At 58.0% G+C, this 18377-nt stretch carries 10 protein-coding genes; 6 read left to right on the plus strand and 4 right to left on the minus strand.

What is annotated here, in order from left to right; genetic code table 11:
* Positions 1 to 57 precede the first annotated feature (57 nt).
* Both ACYX4K_RS05315 and ACYX4K_RS05320 read left to right on the plus strand, forming a co-directional pair.
* Positions 58 to 4959 carry an NAD-glutamate dehydrogenase gene (locus ACYX4K_RS05315; protein ID WP_475093156.1) on the plus strand — a complete coding sequence of 1634 codons (4902 nt, stop codon included), beginning with the start codon at positions 58 to 60 and terminating at the stop codon, positions 4957 to 4959.
* Between the two features lie 146 nt (positions 4960 to 5105).
* A complete protein-coding gene (locus tag ACYX4K_RS05320) occupies positions 5106 to 6152 on the plus strand; it encodes a quinone-dependent dihydroorotate dehydrogenase (RefSeq protein ID WP_475093155.1) in 1047 nt (348 codons plus the stop codon).
* Positions 6153 to 6344: 192 nt separating this feature from the next.
* Here the strand turns inward: ACYX4K_RS05320 and rmf are convergent, their stop codons facing one another.
* Positions 6345 to 6548, minus strand: coding sequence for a ribosome modulation factor (rmf, locus tag ACYX4K_RS05325; RefSeq protein ID WP_081847914.1), 204 nt, complete (start codon positions 6546 to 6548; stop codon positions 6345 to 6347).
* Positions 6549 to 6913: 365 nt separating this feature from the next.
* Here rmf and rlmKL point away from each other — a divergent pair, with 365 nt between their 5' ends.
* A complete protein-coding gene (gene rlmKL, locus ACYX4K_RS05330; RefSeq protein ID WP_475093154.1) occupies positions 6914 to 9142 on the plus strand; it encodes a bifunctional 23S rRNA (guanine(2069)-N(7))-methyltransferase RlmK/23S rRNA (guanine(2445)-N(2))-methyltransferase RlmL in 2229 nt (742 codons plus the stop codon).
* A 15-nt stretch (positions 9143 to 9157) separates the two neighbouring features.
* Here the strand turns inward: rlmKL and ACYX4K_RS05335 are convergent, their stop codons facing one another.
* Positions 9158 to 11593, minus strand: coding sequence for a bifunctional serine/threonine-protein kinase/formylglycine-generating enzyme family protein (locus ACYX4K_RS05335; protein ID WP_475093153.1), 2436 nt, complete (start codon positions 11591 to 11593; stop codon positions 9158 to 9160).
* Between the two features lie 16 nt (positions 11594 to 11609).
* A complete protein-coding gene (locus ACYX4K_RS05340; RefSeq protein WP_475093152.1) occupies positions 11610 to 12590 on the minus strand; it encodes a PP2C family protein-serine/threonine phosphatase in 981 nt (326 codons plus the stop codon).
* A 417-nt stretch (positions 12591 to 13007) separates the two neighbouring features.
* On the opposite strand from ACYX4K_RS05340, the gene ACYX4K_RS05345 reads away from it, so the two are divergent.
* Together ACYX4K_RS05345 and ACYX4K_RS05350 are read left to right on the plus strand one after the other, a co-directional pair.
* Entirely contained in the window at positions 13008 to 13889 is an 882-nt protein-coding gene (locus ACYX4K_RS05345) for an FHA domain-containing protein (protein WP_475093151.1), read from the plus strand.
* Between the two features lie 3 nt (positions 13890 to 13892).
* Complete coding sequence (locus ACYX4K_RS05350; RefSeq protein WP_475093150.1) at positions 13893 to 14147, plus strand: glutaredoxin family protein; 255 nt, start codon at positions 13893 to 13895, stop codon at positions 14145 to 14147.
* Between the two features lie 53 nt (positions 14148 to 14200).
* Here the strand turns inward: ACYX4K_RS05350 and ACYX4K_RS05355 are convergent, their stop codons facing one another.
* Positions 14201 to 16210: a transglycosylase SLT domain-containing protein gene (locus tag ACYX4K_RS05355; RefSeq protein ID WP_475093149.1), complete on the minus strand. Its 2010-nt coding sequence runs from the start codon at positions 16208 to 16210 to the stop codon at positions 14201 to 14203.
* Positions 16211 to 16374: 164 nt separating this feature from the next.
* On the opposite strand from ACYX4K_RS05355, the gene abc-f reads away from it, so the two are divergent.
* On the plus strand, positions 16375 to 18315 hold the full coding sequence (gene abc-f, locus ACYX4K_RS05360; RefSeq protein ID WP_475093148.1) for a ribosomal protection-like ABC-F family protein: 1941 nt from the start codon (positions 16375 to 16377) through the stop codon (positions 18313 to 18315).
* Positions 18316 to 18377: the final 62 nt, after the last annotated feature.

Below are 18377 nucleotides of genomic sequence, written 5' to 3' on the forward strand. Positions count from 1 at the left end.
GAGGTGCCGCTCAGACAAATCAGCCGGGTGTGATGGCGATCGCACCGGAATGGGAGGATGTACGTGAATATGGCGACGGTCATTACCGATAGCCGGGAAGAGCTGCTGGAGCAGGTCAGCAGTGTCATTCGCGATAAGCTGGGGGACAAGGCGGGGCCGGTGGTGGCCTTTGCTGAGCAATTTTTGAACCAATACCCGCTGGAGGATTTGGCGGGCAGGCGATTGGTGGATGTCTACGGGTGTATTTACACCTGTTGGGACTTCATTCAGCAGCGCAGCGCCGCTGAGCCCAAAGTGCGGGTGTACAACCCTCGCCTGGAAGAGCACGGCTGGGAGTGCTCCCATACCGTGGTTTGTGTACTGCAACGGGATATGCCTTTCCTGGTTGATTCCGTGCGTATGGAGATCAACCGTCGCAATACGGTAATCCATTCCATTAAAAGTACTGTGATGCAGCTGCAGCGTGACGACAGCGGGCGTCTTCAGCACTTGATATCTGCCACACATCGACAGAGTGACAGCCGCCAGGACGACCCGCGCATTACCAGCGAAGCGCTGATCTACCTGGAAATCAATTTAGACACTTCCGCTTCTCACGCCTCGGATATGGCGCGGGCACTGAAAGACGTGCTCGGAGATGTCGAACTGGTGGTGGACGACTACGTTCCCATGCTCGACACCTGCGCAGCCATGGAGGATCAGCTGCAGGCGGGTATTGCCGATAACGATACCAACCTGGAAGAGGCCAGCGCCTTCCTGCAGTGGATGCGTGACGGCAACTTCACATTCCTCGGTTATCGCGAATACGAATTCTCCCAGCAGGGCGACAAGAAAGTCCTGCACGAGGTGGAAAATCGCCGCCTGGGGATCTTCAAAAAGCTGGAGGAGAGTGCACAGCCGACCCCCGAGTATGCGTTTAATGAGGGCAAGCAGCGTTTCTACCAGGGCCCCAACTTCCTCACCTTCGCCAAATCCTCGGTGAAGTCCCGGGTGCACCGGGCGGCCTATTCGGATTACGTCAGCATCAAGCGCTACGACGACAAGGGCGAGGTAATTGGTGAGTCGGCGTTTATGGGCCTCTACACCTCGCCGGTGTACACCGAAAGCCCGTCCAAAATCCCGATCATACGCCGCAAACTGGCTTCGGTCATCGAGCAGAGCGGCCTTTCGCCCACCAGTCATGATGGCAAGGCACTGAAGCGTATTCTGGATACCTTCCCCCGGGACGAGCTCTTCCAGAGCAGCACCCGTGAACTTTTCGACACCACCCATGGCGTACTGGCCATGAACGAGCGAGCACGCTTGCGGCTGTTTATGCGCAAGGATCCATTTGGCAAGTTTGTGTCGGCCATGGTGTACGTACCGCGGGACCAGTTCAACAGTGAGGTGCGGGAGAAAATCAGCGACCGTATCGCCCGCGCGATACACGCCCTGGATTCCGACTTCACTACCTATTTTTCAGAATCGATCCTCGCCCGGGTACACCTGGTATTCCGGGTTGACCCCAATGAACCCGTGGAATTTGATGTAGCGCGACTGGAGGCGCAAATCGTGGATATTACCCGCAGCTGGGAAGACGTATTCCATAGATCCCTGATTGAAACCCACGGGGAAGAAGAGGGCAGTCGCCTGATTGGCAGTTACGGCCAGGCATTTCCCGCCGGTTACCGCGAAGATTTTGAGCCGCGTATCGCGGTGCAGGACGTTACCTCGATTCAGGAGCTGAGTGACGACAACCGCGTGGCCATGAGCTTCTACCAGCCGGTAGGGGCTGAGCCCGGCAGCCTTCGCTTCAAAGTGTTTAATGTTGGCGCTGGTCTGACTCTGTCCGATGTGATTCCGGTATTGGAAAACCTGGGGCTGCGCGTGATGGGGGAATACCCGTACACCATTCGCCCGCGCGGCAAGCAGGACGTGTGGATGCACGAATTCCACCTGGAGTTCGGTCTGCCCACCCGGATTGACGCCCAGGCGTCCCGCTCCCTGTTTCAGGATGCTTTCGCGGCGATCTGGGACGGGGTTGCGGAAAGCGATTCCTTTAATCGCCTGGTACTGGCTGCGCGCCTGAACTGGCGTGAAGTCACCATGCTGCGCGCCTATGCCCGCTACCTGAAGCAGACCAAGTTCAGCGCCAGCCAGTCTTATATTGCGGCGACCCTGGCGAACCATGTGGAGATTACCCGCAATCTGGTGGCTTTGTTCCGCGCTATGTTTGACCCGCGCATCAACTCTGCCGACCGCCAGGACAAGGCGCGGGTAGAGCGCCTGATCAGCAAGATTCACGACGGTCTCGACGCCGTCGACAACCTGAATGAGGACCAGGTGATCCGTCGCTATCTGGACCTGATTCGTGCAACCTTGCGCACCAACTTTTTCCAGCTGGATGAGAACGATCAGCCAAAGGACTACATCTCCATCAAATTCAGCCCGCGGGATATCCCGAATATCCCCGAGCCGCGTCCTCTGTTCGAGATTTTCGTCTATTCGCCCCAGGTGGAAGGCGTGCACCTGCGTGGTGGCAAGGTGGCGCGCGGTGGCCTGCGCTGGTCCGACCGTCTGGAAGACTTCCGTACCGAAGTACTGGGTCTGGTAAAAGCGCAGAACGTGAAAAATGCGGTGATCGTTCCCAGTGGCGCCAAGGGTGGTTTTGTCGTGCGCAAGCCGCCGGCGGACAACAGCCGGGAAGCCTTTATCGAATCCGGAATTCAGTGCTACAAGACCTTTATCCGCGCCTTGCTTGATGTCACCGACAACCTGAAAGATGGCGAAGTGATTCCACCGGAACGGGTGATCCGTCGCGACGAAGACGATCCCTATCTGGTTGTAGCCGCGGACAAGGGCACAGCGACCTTCTCGGATATCGCCAATGGTATCGCCGCGGAATACGATTTCTGGCTGGGAGATGCGTTTGCGTCCGGCGGCAGTAATGGCTATGACCACAAGAAAATGGGTATTACCGCGCGCGGTGCCTGGGTCTCAGTGCAGCGTCATTTCCGCGAGATGGGTATCAATGTGCAGACCGAGAACTTCTCGGTGATCGGCATTGGCGATATGGGCGGCGATGTGTTCGGTAACGGTATGCTGTTGTCTGAGCACATCTGCCTGCAAGGTGCCTTCAACCATTTGCATATTTTTGTCGACCCAAACCCGGACGCCTCCAGCAGCTACCACGAGCGCAAGCGACTGTTTGAGCTGCCGCGCTCCAGCTGGGCGGATTACAACCTGAGCCTGATCTCCAAAGGTGGCGGGATATTCGAGCGCCGTGCCAAGTCGGTGAAAATCAGCCCGGAAATGAAGCAGGCGTTTGGCATTGAAGCAGACCAGCTGACGCCAAACGAACTGATCAGTGCGATGCTGAAATCGCCGGTGGATCTGATCTGGAATGGCGGCATCGGTACCTATGTGAAAGGCAGCGCGGAAAGCCATGCTCAGGTGGGTGACAAGTCCAACGATAACCTCCGGGTTAACGGCAGTGATCTGCGCTGCAAGGTATTCGGTGAGGGTGGCAATCTCGGTATGACCCAGCGCGGTCGTATCGAGTTCTCGTTGAAAGGCGGGCGCTGCAATACCGACTTCATCGACAACGCCGGCGGCGTGGACTGCTCTGACCACGAGGTGAACATCAAGATCCTGCTGGACAAGGTGGTTGCCAATGGGGATTTGACCGAGAAGCAGCGCAATCAGCTGCTGGAGGAAATGACCGAATCCGTTGCCGAGCTGGTTCTCACCAACAACTACGACCAGACCAGCGCGCTCAGTGTGGCCGCCTACCAGGTGGGCGATCGCTTTGACGAGTTCCGCCGCGTGATCAACGCTCTGGAAAGCGAAGGGCGCCTGCGTCGCCAGCTGGAATTCATCCCGGACAATGAGACTCTGAACGAGCGCCAGAGCAAAGGCCAGTACCTGACACGACCAGAGCTCTCGGTCCTGATTTCATACGTCAAGGTGAAACTGAAAGAAGAGCTGCTGGGTGCGCACATCATCGACGACGACTATGTGCAGGCGGCCGTGGAGTCCGCGTTCCCGCCCGCCTTGGTGGCACGATATAAAGGCCTGGTCTACGACCACCAGCTGCGACGGGAAATTGTGTCCACCCAGGTGGCCAATGAAATGGTCAACAGCATGGGGATCACTTTCTTTCATCGCATCAGTGGCGCTACCGGTGCGGATATCGACACCATTGCCGCTGCCTATATCAGCGCGCGGGATGTGTATCTGATGCCGCAATTCCAGGACGGTGTGGCCCTGCTGGATTATCAGGTGCCCGCCGAAATGCAGTTGCAGCTGATGAGCTCCATGATTGGTCGAGTACGCCGGGCCACGCGCTGGTTCGTGCGCAATCGTCGTGGCGAACTGGATCCGGCGAAGGAGAATGCGCTGTATCAGGAACCGGTGCGGCGCGTGATCCGGGCGTTGCCCGAAGTACTGAGCGGTGAGCCCCTGCGTGAGTGGCAGTCCCGCCACGAGCAGTTGATGGCTGCGAACGTGCCGGAAGATCTCGCGCTGTTGGCGGCATCGCCGACCTACCTGTTCTCGGCACTCGGCATATCCCACACCGCGGCACGTAGCGATCGTCCAGTAGAAGAGGTCGCCAAGACTTACTTTGCACTGGCCGACAGGCTGGGACTGTACTGGTTCGGGAATCAGATCATCGACTTGCCGTCGGAAACGTTCTGGCAGTCCCAGGCCCGCGAAACCAGCATGGACGACCTGGACAGCCAGCTCGCTCGCCTCGCCACGCATATTTTGCGACTGGCAGGGGACGACGGTCTCGACGTGGACAGCGCAGTGGATCACTGGGTCTCCGTTATGGCGCAGCCGATACAGCGCTGGGAAAGCCTGATGAAGGAGCTGAAGTCCTCTATTCAGGGAGACTTTGCCATGTTTACTGTTGCCCTGCGGGAGTTGATGTATCTCGCCAATGCCACCGCCGACCAGGAATCCCTGCTGGCGGACTAGGTATCAGCCCGAGCGGTCTGGCGGGCCCGGTTTTTCGTTCGGCCCGCTTTTTCGTACAATACCCGCGCCCCACCCGGATACCATCCGGGTGGGGCTTTATCGTATCTACGCCGTTCAAAATTCTGTAAACATTTGCCAGGAAGCCCATGTACCAGCACTTACGCAAAGCCCTGTTTGCTCTTGATCCCGAGCGCTCGCACCACCTGTCGATGGATGCCATCGGTGCGGCAGAGCGTCTGGGGCTGATGTCGCTGTTCAGCAAGCCGGTCCCCGACGATCCGGTAGAGTTGATGGGCTTGACCCTACCCAACCCGGTTGGGCTTGCGGCAGGACTGGACAAAAATGCCCAGGCATTCAATGGACTCGGTGCCCTGGGGTTCGGGTTTGTTGAGGTGGGCACCGTCACCCCGCGCCCGCAGCCCGGCAACCCGCATCCGCGTCTGTTCCGCCTGCCTGAAGCGGAGGCGATCATCAATCGCATGGGCTTTAACAATGAAGGTGTTGATTATCTGCTGGAGCGGGTAAAACGCCGTCGCTATTCTGGCGTTCTGGGCATCAATGTAGGCAAAAATTTTGATACCCCGGTGGAAAAGGCCGCGGATGATTACTGTATCTGCATGGAAAAAGTGTACGCCCACGCGGACTACATTACAGCGAATGTTTCTTCCCCGAACACCAAGGGACTGAGAGATCTGCAGTTTGGCGATAGTCTCAGTCAGCTGTTGAATGCGCTCAAAGAGAAGCAGGCACAGTTGGCCACTGAACACGATCGTTACGTGCCACTGGCAGTCAAAATTGCGCCGGATATGGACGATGACGCCATTGCCCAGGTGGCGAAAACGCTCCGGGATCACGAGATCGATGGTGTCATCGCCACCAATACCACCATCGACAAATCCTCGGTTGAGAGTCTGGAATATGGCAGTGAGCAGGGCGGTTTGAGTGGTCGGCCGCTGACCGAGCGATCGACAGAGGTCATTCGTAAATTGTCGGCGGCACTCGACGGCAGTATTCCGATTATTGGCGTGGGGGGAATTTTTGACGGTGAGTCCGCCGCGGAAAAAATCCGCGCCGGTGCTACGGCGGTGCAGATTTACTCGGGGTTTATCTACCGCGGGCCGGAGGTCATTCGCGAAGCAGCGGCAGGCATTGCCGAGTTGCACAAAGCGCGGGTGATGGAGCGGGGCGAGTAGCCCGCACCTGGCTTTAGGGTCGACTGGAAACCAAAAAAAATCCCGGGCCAATACGTATGGGATCGGCTCGGGATTTTCTTACTCAATAACGAAACAAGCACGTGACAAACGTATGCGTTACATTGAGTAAAACCGTTCAATTTTCAGTGTAGAAGATGGCTGCGGAACAGTCCTGTCTTCATGTTTCGGCTGTTACATACTCTCCATGCGCTGGGCCTGGGCCGCGCGCCCGAAGCCACTCCAGATATCCTCTCGCCCCTGTCGCCAGCCGTTCACCCACTCCTGGTGCAAAGATCCGTTCTCGTGGGGGCAGCTGTCGTGATTTCTGCCCTGTACGGCAGCAACGTAACCTTTGTGGAAAGCTCTATCGTTGGGATTACGTTTTTGACGTTTCATAGATGTGATACCTCTTTCTGGTTTTTGTGCCGGGCGACAAAACTGCTGCACCGGCTTCACCCAATTTTCCCCCTGCGCGTTTTCCAGCTTATTGTGGAGCTCGGCCGGTGAGAAGAGTTGCAGTTAACCAAATTCACGCGCCACCGGGAATGAACGGTTTTTTCTGAAAACCGGGTGTTTAGGCGTAATCCGTCTAGGCGCTGAAAAGTTGTTGCAGCCCGGCGCGGACCGGGCAGAACAGAATCCCGGTTTGCGGTATGCTTGCGCCACCAGAGTATCGGTTGGCCAAAATGGCCGGCCAGTATTTGCCAAAATGCCACGCGGCGGCGATCCCGTGATCGTTGCCGCCCTGTGAGGTTGAACCCTTGACTGAGAAGTTCCAATTTACCGCCACCTGCCCGAAAGGCCTGGAAAATGTGCTCGCCGAGGAGCTGCGCCAGCTGGGCGCAGAGGTCGAGCGGGAGCAGCCTGCGGCGGTTCGCTTTACCGGTGACCTGATGATGGCCTACCGGGTCAATTTGTGGAGCCGCATTGCCAACCGGGTACTACTGAATCTGGGGCAGTCCCGTATCGAGGATGCCGAGGCGTTGTACCGTGCAGTGGCAGATGTGCCCTGGGAGGAACATATCAGCCCGACAGGTGTGCTCTGGGTGCAGTTTTCCGGTACCAACCGTGAGATTCGCAACAGTCAGTTTGGTGGGCAAAAAGCCAAAGATGCGATCGTCGACCGCCTGCGCAAGGTCACCGGTGCGCGCCCGGACGTGGACAAACGGGACCCGGACCTTTCAGTCATGCTGCGCTTACATCGCGATGTGCTGGAGATCGCGATCGATCTCAGTGGCGACAGTTTGCATCGCCGCGGTTACCGCACCCATATCGGTGCGGCACCGCTGAAAGAAAACCTCGCCGCTGCACTGCTGATGCGTGCGGGCTGGCCGAAGATTGCCGAGGAGGGCGGGGCACTGCTGGACCCCATGTGCGGTTCCGGTACTTTCCTGGTGGAAGCGGCCCTGATGGCTGCGGATGTGGCGCCGGGTCTTTTACGGGAAGAGTTTGGTTTCGAGCGTTGGCTCAATCATCAGAGTGATATCTGGCTGACTCTACGAGAAGAGGCACTGCAGCGCCGCGCCGAAGGGCTGGCAAACCCCCTGCCGGAAATTCGCGGTTACGATGCGGATGCCAAGGTGTTGTTCGCGGCTGAATCCAATATTGCCCGCGCAGGTTTGGATAAACATGTACGAGTGAGCTGCCGTCCTGTTGCCGCCTTCAAGGTGCCCAGCCATCGCGAAGTGCAGCCCGGCCTGGTGATCGTCAATCCGCCCTATGGTGAGCGCCTGGGTGAACAGGAAGCCCTGCGTGAAACTTACGCAGAGCTCGGCCAGCAATTGAAACAGGAATTTTCCGGATGGAAGGCAGGCATCTTTACCGGTAATCCGGAGCTGTGCCATTCCACCGGGCTGCGTTCACATAAACAGTACAAGCTGTTTAATGGCGCGATTCCCAGCCAACTTCTTCTATTTGAAATTCACGGCCAGTCCGCAGAAAAGGGCGGTGACAGCAGCGCGCCACGCCTGTCGGAAGAGGCCCAGATGGTGGCCAACCGCTTGCAGAAAAATCTGCGCACGACCGGCAAGTGGGCCCAGCGAAGCGGCATTTCCTGTTATCGCCTGTACGATGCGGATTTGCCCGAGTATTCCGCGGCCATTGATATTTATCACTCCCTCGAGGGCGAGCGCTTCGCGCATGTTCAGGAGTACCGCGCCCCGGCAAATATTCCCGAGCAGAAAGCGCGTGGTCGCCTGATGGATCTGGTGCGCGCTACCCGGCACGTGCTGGAGCTGGCACCGCGCAATATCTCTATCAAAGAGCGCCGCCGCCACAGTCATAAAGACAGTGGTAGCCAGTATCAAAAACAGTCTGGTCAGAAGTTCGGCAGCCAGAAACGCAGCGATCAGACGTCCGGAGACTTGCCGCGTACTTTCTGGGCCGAAGAGTATGGGGCGAAGCTGGAAATCAATCTGTGGGATTATCTGGATACCGGTTTGTTTCTGGATCACCGCCCGGTACGGCAATACTTGCGCAAACTTGCAAAAGGCAAGCGGCTACTGAATCTGTTTTGCTACACGGCGACAGCCACGGTGCAGGCGGCAATGGGTGGTTGCAGCGAAAGCACCAGTGTCGACCTGTCAAAAACCTACCAGGCGTGGGGGCAGCGTAATTTCCGTGAGAATAGCATGGACCCTTATCGCCACCAATTGGTCGAGGCAGACTGCCTGCAGTGGTTGAAGGCGGCACAGGATAATCGGCGAGGGCACTACGATGTCATTTTCCTCGACCCGCCAACCTTCTCAAATTCGGCGAAAATGCAGGGGGTTTTGGATATCCAACGGGACCACCCGGAGTTGATTCGACAGTGTATGGCGCTCTTGAGTAAGGCCGGAGTGTTGCTGTTTTCGAACAACCTGCGCAGCTTCAAATTCGACGGGGAATTACAAAGTGAGTTTGCCGTGGAAAACTTGTCGGCAACGCTGCTGGATAAAGATTTTCAGCGCAACCCGAAGATTCACAATGTTTGGGAAGTTCGTGCGCGCTGAGATCATCCAGCCTGGCTATAGCTCCATTACCAGCCGGAAACCAACTTCTTTGGAGCGGGCCTGCTCATTGAGGCCGGTACGGTAATCGGAGCTGATATTGCGCAGCGGTTCACGCATGGAGCCGCCGCGTACTACCCGCAGGTCGCAATTTTTCAGCTGTACCGGGCGAGCATCGCTGCGGTGGTTGGTGAAATCACCGAGGAAGCAGTCCTGCACCCATTCCCCCGCATTCCCCGCGGTATCGTAGAGCCCGAAACTGTTCGCTTTGTAGTTGCCCACCGGCGCGCTGGAAATGGAAAACAGTGAGTTGAATTCACTGGCACAACCTCGGCGGCAGTTTGCTTTGCCTCGGGCACTACCATCACCCCACCAGAAAGGGGTTTGGCTGCTGGCTCGCGCCGCATACTCCCATTCCGCTTCACTCGCCAGGCGATATTTCTGGCCGCTCTGAGCACTCAACCATTTCGCGTAGTCTTTCGCTTCCTGCCAGCTGACATTGATAACCGGTCGTGTGCCGCGCCCCCAGCCCTGATCCCCTGGCAGGCCCTGGCCGCTCGCTTTGGCGTAGCGATCGTAATCGTTGAATGTGATCTCGTGGGCGCCAATCGCATAGGGGCGGCGGATGGTAATTTTATGCTCCGGGCTGGTGAACGGGCGCGCGTTGTTTCCCATGGTGAATGTGCCCGGGGACACGACCACCATTTCCGGCCCTGTGCCGCCATCTTTCAAGGGAGACTGGAATGACCTGCCGGGGAAAAACTTGCGTTCAAGTTGCACCGCCAGGTTAACGTCGGCGGTGCTGATTTCAATCCAGCGTCGCACCGTGCTGTAGCCGGGCTTGCTGACTTCTATATCGTAGCGGCCCGGTTCCAGGGCGATGCCCGGGGAATATCGCGGCACAATATTCATAATGCGGATACGTGCGTCTTCCGGTTTGGCGGAAACCATCAGTGCGAAGCTGGGTACGGTTTCTTCTGGCGCTGCCGGATTTTCTCCGCCTGTGACTGCCGGTACGGTGGCGCTCTCCTTACTCGCGCCAGCGTCGCTCGCAACTTTATCCGTTGCGCTGTCACTATCCGTTTGTGCAACGTCATCTACTGGTTTTGCTTCAGCCTCGGAGGTGCTGGCCTCTCTGAGAATAGGGCGTACCTGATTGGCCATCGATACTGGCCCGGTTGCACTTTCAACCTGGACCGGGCCGGGTAGGGTATTCGCAGTGCTATCCGGGACGGCCGGAGTGTCGCTGGTTGTTGGCAGCAGGATTTGCGATGTCATGTCCATCGCGTTGTTTACCAGTCCGGACTCTGTCTGCCACTGGAACTTATTGCTGAACAGGCTGAACAGCACCCACGCAAGGGTAAAGCTCACTCCCAGCATCCCAGCGTACAGCCAGGAGCGTTTTTTCACCGGCGCCGTTTGTTGCATAACCTGCTGAAGGCGCATGATGGTTTGCTGTTCCGAGCGCGGATTCTGCTGGTGCAAGGGCTTGTCGCGCAAGCGCGCCCAGGCCGCGGAAATACGATCGGACAGGGTGCCGTACAGCGTCATGACCAATGCGCGCAGCAGGCTGGACACTCGGACGGAGGTGTTATTCAGCTTGGTGTTTGGCGCCGGTGTTTTACCATCCAGGGCGGCCAGCAGCTGATCGATCGTGTCGACAACATCCAGGCCACGCTGAAAACGTTGTTCAGGGTCTTTGGCCAGGAACCGGTCGATGAGTCCCTGATACAGTGAGTGACGTGCCGGCAGGCGCGGGATGGGGTCGGTCAGATGCTTGATTGCGATGGCCACCGCCTCTTCTGCCTGGTAGGGCACCGCGCTGGTCAACATCTCGTAAAACACCACGCCGAGGCTGTAGAGATCCGCGCGCCCATCCACTGCAGCACCGCGCGCTTGCTCAGGGCTCATATAGTGCGGTGTGCCCACAACCATACCGGTGTTGGTCATGCGCGTGGTGCGCGCCACTGCTCGCGCTACACCAAAATCGGTGAGCACCGCCGAGCCGTCTTCGCGGAACAGGATATTTTCCGGTTTCAGATCCCGGTGGACATAGCCTTTGTTACTGGCGTGATCCAGCGCCATGGCAATCTGGCGGGTAATATGCAGCGCTTCCAGAGGCTCGATAGCGCCTTTGGTGAGTGCATCTGCCACAGATCCACCGGGAAGGTAGTCCATGGCGATGTAGTTGAGGCTGCGGTAACGGCCGATATCGTGAATGGCGACGATGTTGGGGTGGGAGAGCTGGCCGACGATATTGGCTTCGCGCTGAAACCGCTCGCTGAAAATCGGATCCGCATTGAGCACCGGCGACATCACCTTGAGGGCCACTTGACGCCCCATACTGCGCTGGGTGGCCAGGTACACGGTAGACATGCCACCCTGATTGATTTTCTTCAGGATCTGGTAGCCGGGAATTTCCAGCGAAGCGACGCCGCTGCTGACTACTTCCATTCGAGCCCGTTCCTTTTTATCCGTTCAGCAGCTGCCAGGCCGCGTAAACACTTGCCGAAAAAATTATCGCAAGTGTAGCGATTCTTCGGATCAGTTTGCCCCGTGCGGAACGAAATTTGCGGGACACAGGTGGCTGCTCGGATGTGCGGGAGTTCCGGTTTTTTGACGCGGGCTGACCATTTTTGTCAACGCTGTACGCATTTTCACCGGGCTTGCCCGAGGCTTCATTTGGGGGGGCGCTGATTACCTGCACGGTAATGTTATCGCGGCCGCCAGCGTCCAGTGCAGCAGCGATCAGCAATTCACTGGCGCGCTGGTTGTTCGCATTTTCCGTCAGTACCTGGCAGATCTCTGAGGTGCTAACGTCATTGCTCAAACCATCGCTGCACAGCAGCAATTTCTGGCCGTTACCCCAGGAAAATGACGCGCGGTCGATTTCCAGGCTGGGATTGGCCGAGCCGCCAATGCAGCGAGTGATGACATGTCGGTTCGGGTGGTTTGCCGCTTCTTCCTGATTAATGGCCCCGGAGTCCACCAGCATTTGAACGTAGGAGTGGTCCACGGTGAGCTGTTTCAGCGTACCGTGCGGGAATGCAGTGTCGGGGGATTCGGAATCGGCGGCAGTCTTTTCCGGGGGTGTCCACAGATAGGCGCGGCTGTCACCAACCCAGTAAATATGAAAATAGGGGCCATCTTCTGCCACTACGACCGCCGTGGTGCCCATGGCGGCACTGCTGCTTTCATCGCCGGCGAGCAGGGCGTGAGCGCGGCGAAGGGCTTGTTCGTAATGGCGGTCGGTGGCGGAGGAGCGTTGAATTTCTTCGACAACGGTCTGGCTGGCAATCTCTCCGGCCTGGTGGCCACCGAGGCCATCGGCCACGACCCAGACTCCGCGGGTCTCGTCACCCCAGAACGCATCCTCGTTCTGTTCACGGCGGTATCCGGTGTGGGTGGCTCCCGCACTGCGCGTCGTTGCGCGGACGGCGGGTTGGCTCACACCACTTGGGTGTTCCCGTAGGTTGGCTTCACTCACTGGTATGCAACTACCTGTTACCTGTCGTTATTGTCGAAAGCGCCAAACATACTGTTTGCCTCTATCCCCACGCCCGAATTCCGTGGGCTTGGGACTTTTCTCGAGGTAAATGGCGCTTCCATACTAGAGCCTGAGGGCATTGTAAGCTGCAAACGGAATCACAGGCCAATGAAATTGGCCGTGATAAACTGCCAGCGATGTTTTCAGACACTCTGAACGTGAAAATTCTCCGCCAAGGGCCGACGGCTGGCGGAGATTCGGTGCATCGACACTTGGCGCTACCGATGTAACGGCCTCCGGTACGACGAGAGGCGCCCATGTCGATCAATATGATTGGTTAAAAATTGTACGCCTTTTGGCGCCTTCAAGGAAGCCCAAACCATGTTGAAATTGTGTGACGTGAAAGATGCCAGCCAAAGCGTGTGGCTGGTGGCACCCAAGGTCACCATCGGGCGGGGTAGTCAGTGCGACCTGACACTGGCCGACCCGTCTGTGGCAAAGCTGCATGCCGAGATTCTGGTGGATGGCGAGGAGCTGGCGCTGCGCAACCTGTCTGGCGGTGGCCAGATTGCAATCAATGGCAAACAGGTCGAGGGCAGCTGCGCACTGCGCCGTAACGACCGGATTCAGCTGGGCAGCAGCAATCTTGCGGTGGTCGACCCGAAAATTACCCGCATGAAAACTGCCGGCAATGCAGCCAATGTGTCTTGGGCGCTGCGCGCAAACCATCCCGCCATTGTGGGGCGCGTGTTCCCGGTGCGGGAAACCAGCGTGGTTGGGCGCTCGGACGAATGCGATCTCACCTTTGCCATGTCGCATCTCTCCCGGCGCCATGCGCGTCTTGAAGTGCGTGAAGGGTTGTTGTTTGTGGTGGATCTTGGGTCCGCAAATGGCACCTTTCTGAACAATCAGCGAATCACCGAGTCCCGCGTGCGTCGTGGCGATGAGCTCCGTTTCGACAGCCTCAGTTTCAGTGTCGTGGGTCCGGCGGATGACCTGGATAAAACCACTGTGCGCCAGGCGGTCGCCATGCCGGAAGTAGCCCGCCAGAGCGCGGCACTGGATCAGGCGATACATCGTGGGCGCCAGGGTGACCAGCGTGGCGTCGTCAGAGAGGGGGAGGGCTTGACTTCCGACGCGGCGCGGTACAGTGGTGACTCTGCTGCCGCCGGCAGTAACAGTGGATGGATTTGGCTGGGCGTTTTGGTGTCCTGCGCTGGCATTGCCGGTTTTCTCTGGGCGCAGGCGCAGGGGTTGGTGTAAACGGTGGCGAAACGGGACCTGATTCTCTACACCACCCTGGGTTGCAGCCTGTGCGAAAAAGCCAAGGTGGAAATCTGGCCAATGCTCGACAAATACCAGCTGCGGTTGAGCCCAGTGGATATTGCGGACGATGAAACACTGAGCCGACTGTTTGGCTGGAGTATCCCGGTGGTTGGGCTGGGGGCGACCGACGACGTGCTTTGCTGGCCGTTCACGGCCGAAGAACTGGACACCTGGCTGGCCGCGAGGCCAGCCTGATTTATTCGCTTCTCACTTGATTCTCACTTCTTTTTTAAGCCGCTTCCGTCACTTCACCACTTGGTTTCCGCCTCGTTTTTATTGAGCAGTGGCGCCTTGTTGCCACTGCGATACGCGTAAATCACCGAGTAGGAAAGCACGTTCTGTACATATTTCCGTGTTTCGCTGTAGGGGATTGTCTCGATCCACACATCAAATGGCAGTTGCTTATTCGTGTCTTTCAGCCAGCGCGATACGCGAGTTGGCCCGGCGTTGTAGGCGGCGGCCGCGAGGAAGCGATTGTTGTCAAAGCGATTCAGGAGTGAATTCAGGTAATAAGCGCCGAGGTTGATGTTGGTGCTGGGATTCAGGAGGTCCCAGCTGCGCCGGTAGGGAACGCCTGCCTTGCGAGCTGTTGCCTGCGCCGTCGATGGCAACAATTGCATCAGTCCCATGGCGCCAGCGTGGGACTTCGCATCGTGGCTGAAATGGCTCTCCTGGCGCGCAACCGCGAGCACCAGATAGTCGTTGAGTGCTGTTGATTTGCCCATGCGTTTGGCCACATCGCTGACGATGTCGGAAAAAGCCAGCGGGAAGCGCAACTCCAGGTCGTCCAGATAGTCCGCAGCGAGAATCGACTGGATGGACTTGTGATACCAGCCCCAGGCACTGGCGATCTTGCCGGCGGTCATCAGCTCTTCGGTGGTCATTGGATCAGTGGCGTAGTCCCACTCCCGGCGCGCGTGGTAGAACTCGCCGATGGCCTGCAACTCACGGGCGCGTTGCATACCGGGTCTCGCCGCGACTTCATTGACGAGTTTCGGTGTAATGGGGGCGGGGCGGTCCACAAAACTGTAGTCGGCGCCAATGGTGTCCGAGGCGAGGAAGCCGTAGTAACTGCGCTCGGCAGCGGCCTGTTGGTAGAGCTTTTTCGCCAGCGCCTGGCGGGCAGGGTCCTTTTTGCCAGTCGCGGTGAGTTGAGCATCGATGGCCCGGGCTTTCCAGTAGAGCCAGCGATCCAGCTTTTGATCTTCCGCAGGCAGCTGATCGATCCAGAACTCAATCTGCGCCCAGTCCATCTCGCGCAGGGACTGGCGGATCAGCCACTCCGAGGTGCGCAAGTCGTAAAAGCCGGGGTTATTTTTAATCAGGTCCTGCAGGCCCTGTCTATCGTCCTGGCGCGCGAAACGCAGCGCCAGGTACTGCAGATAGTCATCGCGCTCTTCATCGCTGTACAGGTAGCTGGCACTGTAGCGCTCCCACGCCTGGCTGGCCTTGGGGGCATCCTTGATCGCCAGGCGGCGCAACCCGATGTCAACGATATCGCGGTACTCCGGTTCTTCACGGATGTACTTGTCGTAGTTGAGAATCTGCTCTGGCTTGCGGTACACCGCGCGCATCAACTCGGCGCGGGTGGCCCGGGTTTTGTCCAGCTGGCGGGCGATAAAGGCGGCAAGATCCAGGTTGCCCGCCCGTACGGCCAGCGCGTGGCGCTTCCAGGCGCGCTCCTGGGTCAGCCCGCCATCCTTCATCCAGCGTGCGAAGGCTGGGTCGCACTCTTTGGGCTGGGATGCGCCCACGGTCCACAATTCTGCGATCAGATCGTGGGCTTGCTGCTTGTCGCCATAACGGGAAAGGGCGTCGACGTAATAACAGCGCAGCTGGGTGCGGCGGATTTTCTCCGGATCATAGTATTTCAGGTAGGCCTTGAAGCGGTCGCGTCCACCCAGCTCGCGGAGCACGCGAATACGCATCCAGTCACCGATGGCACTGCCCTCATACTTATCCAGAAAGGCGTCTATGTCATCGTAAGGCAGACGGGAAAGGCGCTTGCTGAGCTCCCAGTACTCGATATAGGGCAGCAGTGGATAGTCTTTCAGCTCTTTTTTAAGTGCACTCAACCGGCGCTGGTCGTTGTTGGCAATGGCAAGGCGCGCTTGCTGCAGTTTTTCCCGCTGTGCAACTGCGGCCTTGGCCTCGGCGGTATCTGCTGCCAGAGCTGTGGTCGTGCCGGCCAATAGCGCGGCGGCCGTGAACATGAGGCTGGTAAAGAGAGTGGCGAATCCCTTGCTGCCAATCGACATACTGAAAACCCGATTGCGAAATCGCTTATTCGATGGGATGAAGAATAATGCGTAAAATGGCCTTTTTACACGGACGATGACACAAACTTGAGCGAGGACGGGTCATCCTGACTTTCCCGCTTCTGATTTGTGTGAACGTCTCAGACACATTGTAGTGGTTAATTATGTTGCTTCAGTTGGATGGCGTCGGATTGCGCTATGGCGTGCAGGTTCTGGCGGATGGTGTGAGCGCCAAGGTGGATCGTGGAGACCGGATATGTCTGGTTGGACGCAATGGTGAGGGCAAATCCAGCCTGCTGAGCCTGATTGGCGGCAAGGGTGACCCCGATGAAGGGGAAATCGTCCGCCAGACCGGCTTGGTGCTTGCCACCCTGGAGCAGGCGCTGCCGGAGGACTGCGATCAGTCCGTGTACCGATACGTGGCGGAAGGCCTGGGTGATGTCGGCGTCTGGCTTGCCGAGTACCGGGACAATCTGAATCCCGATCTGCAGGCGAAAATCGAAAACGCCCACGGCTGGGAGCTGTTGGCGAAAATTGACAGCGTGCTGGACCGCCTGGATCTGGATGAGAGTGCGCAGGTGAAGGACCTTTCCGGTGGCTGGCAGCGCCGTGCCGCACTGGCGCGGGCACTGGTGACAGAGCCGGACCTGCTGATCCTTGACGAGCCCACCAACCACCTGGATATCGCCGCGGTTGAGTGGCTCGAAGACTTTCTGTCCAGTTACCGCGGAGCGCTGCTGTTTGTGAGCCACGACCGCGCGCTGGCTCAGCGCCTGGCCAATACCGTGTGGGATCTGGACCGGGGTATTTTGCGGGTATTCAACTGTCCGTTTGACCGCTACCAGCAGGAAAAAGAAAAGCAGCTGGAAGAAGAGGCCCGCAACGACGCTTTGTTCGACAAAAAGCTGGCCCAGGAAGAGACCTGGATCCGCCAGGGAATCAAGGCCCGGCGCACCCGCAATGAAGGTCGCGTACGGGCACTGAAAGCCCTGCGTAACGAGCGCAAGGCGCGCCGGGATCGCCAGGGTGTAGCGAAGATGTCGCTCGATTCCGGGGAAAAGTCCGGCAAGCTGGTGGCGGAAATGAAAAACGTCACCTTCGCTTTTGGAGGCGAGAGTGGAGGCGAGAGTGGAGGCGAGAGTGGAAGCGAGAGTGCCGCGGAACAGGGCCGAGAGGCGCCACTGATTCGCAACCTGAATTTCACCCTGATGCGTGGTGACAAGGTGGGTCTGATTGGCCCCAATGGTGTCGGTAAAAGTACCCTGATCAAATTGCTGCTGGGGGATTTGGAGCCTCAGCAGGGCAGTATTCGTCTCGGTACCAAACAGCAGGTCGCCTATTTTGATCAGCGCCGTGATGTGCTGAATCCGGATCTCAGTGTGGTCGACAATATCGCCGAGGGCCGCGAGAACATTCAGGTTGGTGGTAGCAGCAAGCATGTTATGGGCTACCTCGCCGATTTTCTGTTTACCGGCGTCAAGGCGCGCACCAAAGTGGGCGCACTGAGTGGTGGAGAGCGCAACCGTGCGCTATTGGCCAAGCTGTTCAGTCAGCCCGCCAATATTCTGGTGCTCGATGAACCTACCAATGACCTGGATGTGGAAACCCTGGAGCTTTTGGAGCAGTTGCTGCTGGATTTCCCCGGTACCGTGTTGCTGGTGAGCCACGACCGGGCATTTCTCGACAATGTAGTAGAGAGCTGCCTTGCTTTTGAGGGCGAGGGCATGGTTCGGGAATATGTCGGTGGCTACGAAGATTTTGTCCGCCAGGGTGGCAAATTTCTCAGTGCAGAAGAGCAGTTGAAGGCGCGCAAGCAATCTGCGGAGCAAGATCGGGTACCCAAGGCTGCGCCCCCCGCGGCAGACAGCAAACCGGCCGCAAAGGCGAAAAAGCTCAGTTACAAGCTACAGCGGGAGCTGGATGCGTTACCGGCGCAAATCGAAAAACTGGAAAACGAGATTGCCGCGATGGAAGTGGAGATCGGCGCTCCGGATTTCTACCAGCAAGACAGTGGAATGGTGCAGGCGCGACTACAGGTAATGACGGAATTGCAGACGGCGCTGGAAGCGGCATTTGAGCGATGGGCAGAGCTGGATAGCATGTAACCCTTTAATGGTCCACCTTTCTGGGGCGGGTACGTCAGTACCCGCCCTGGAGCCTGTCCGCT

Source organism: Microbulbifer sp. ABF4_107, from assembly GCF_056312215.1.

What these genes read in the sequence shown, in the direction of transcription:
- abc-f (WP_475093148.1), top strand. Translation starts at nt 16,375, where the DNA reads ATGTTGCTTCAGTTGGATGGCGTCGGATTGCGCTATGGCGTGCAGGTT.
- ACYX4K_RS05335 (WP_475093153.1), bottom strand. Translation starts at nt 11,593, where the DNA reads ATGGAAGTAGTCAGCAGCGGCGTCGCTTCGCTGGAAATTCCCGGCTAC.
- ACYX4K_RS05320 (WP_475093155.1), top strand. Translation starts at nt 5,106, where the DNA reads ATGTACCAGCACTTACGCAAAGCCCTGTTTGCTCTTGATCCCGAGCGC.
- ACYX4K_RS05345 (WP_475093151.1), top strand. Translation starts at nt 13,008, where the DNA reads ATGTTGAAATTGTGTGACGTGAAAGATGCCAGCCAAAGCGTGTGGCTG.
- ACYX4K_RS05315 (WP_475093156.1), top strand. Translation starts at nt 58, where the DNA reads ATGTACGTGAATATGGCGACGGTCATTACCGATAGCCGGGAAGAGCTG.
- rmf (WP_081847914.1), bottom strand. Translation starts at nt 6,548, where the DNA reads ATGAAACGTCAAAAACGTAATCCCAACGATAGAGCTTTCCACAAAGGT.
- ACYX4K_RS05355 (WP_475093149.1), bottom strand. Translation starts at nt 16,210, where the DNA reads ATGTCGATTGGCAGCAAGGGATTCGCCACTCTCTTTACCAGCCTCATG.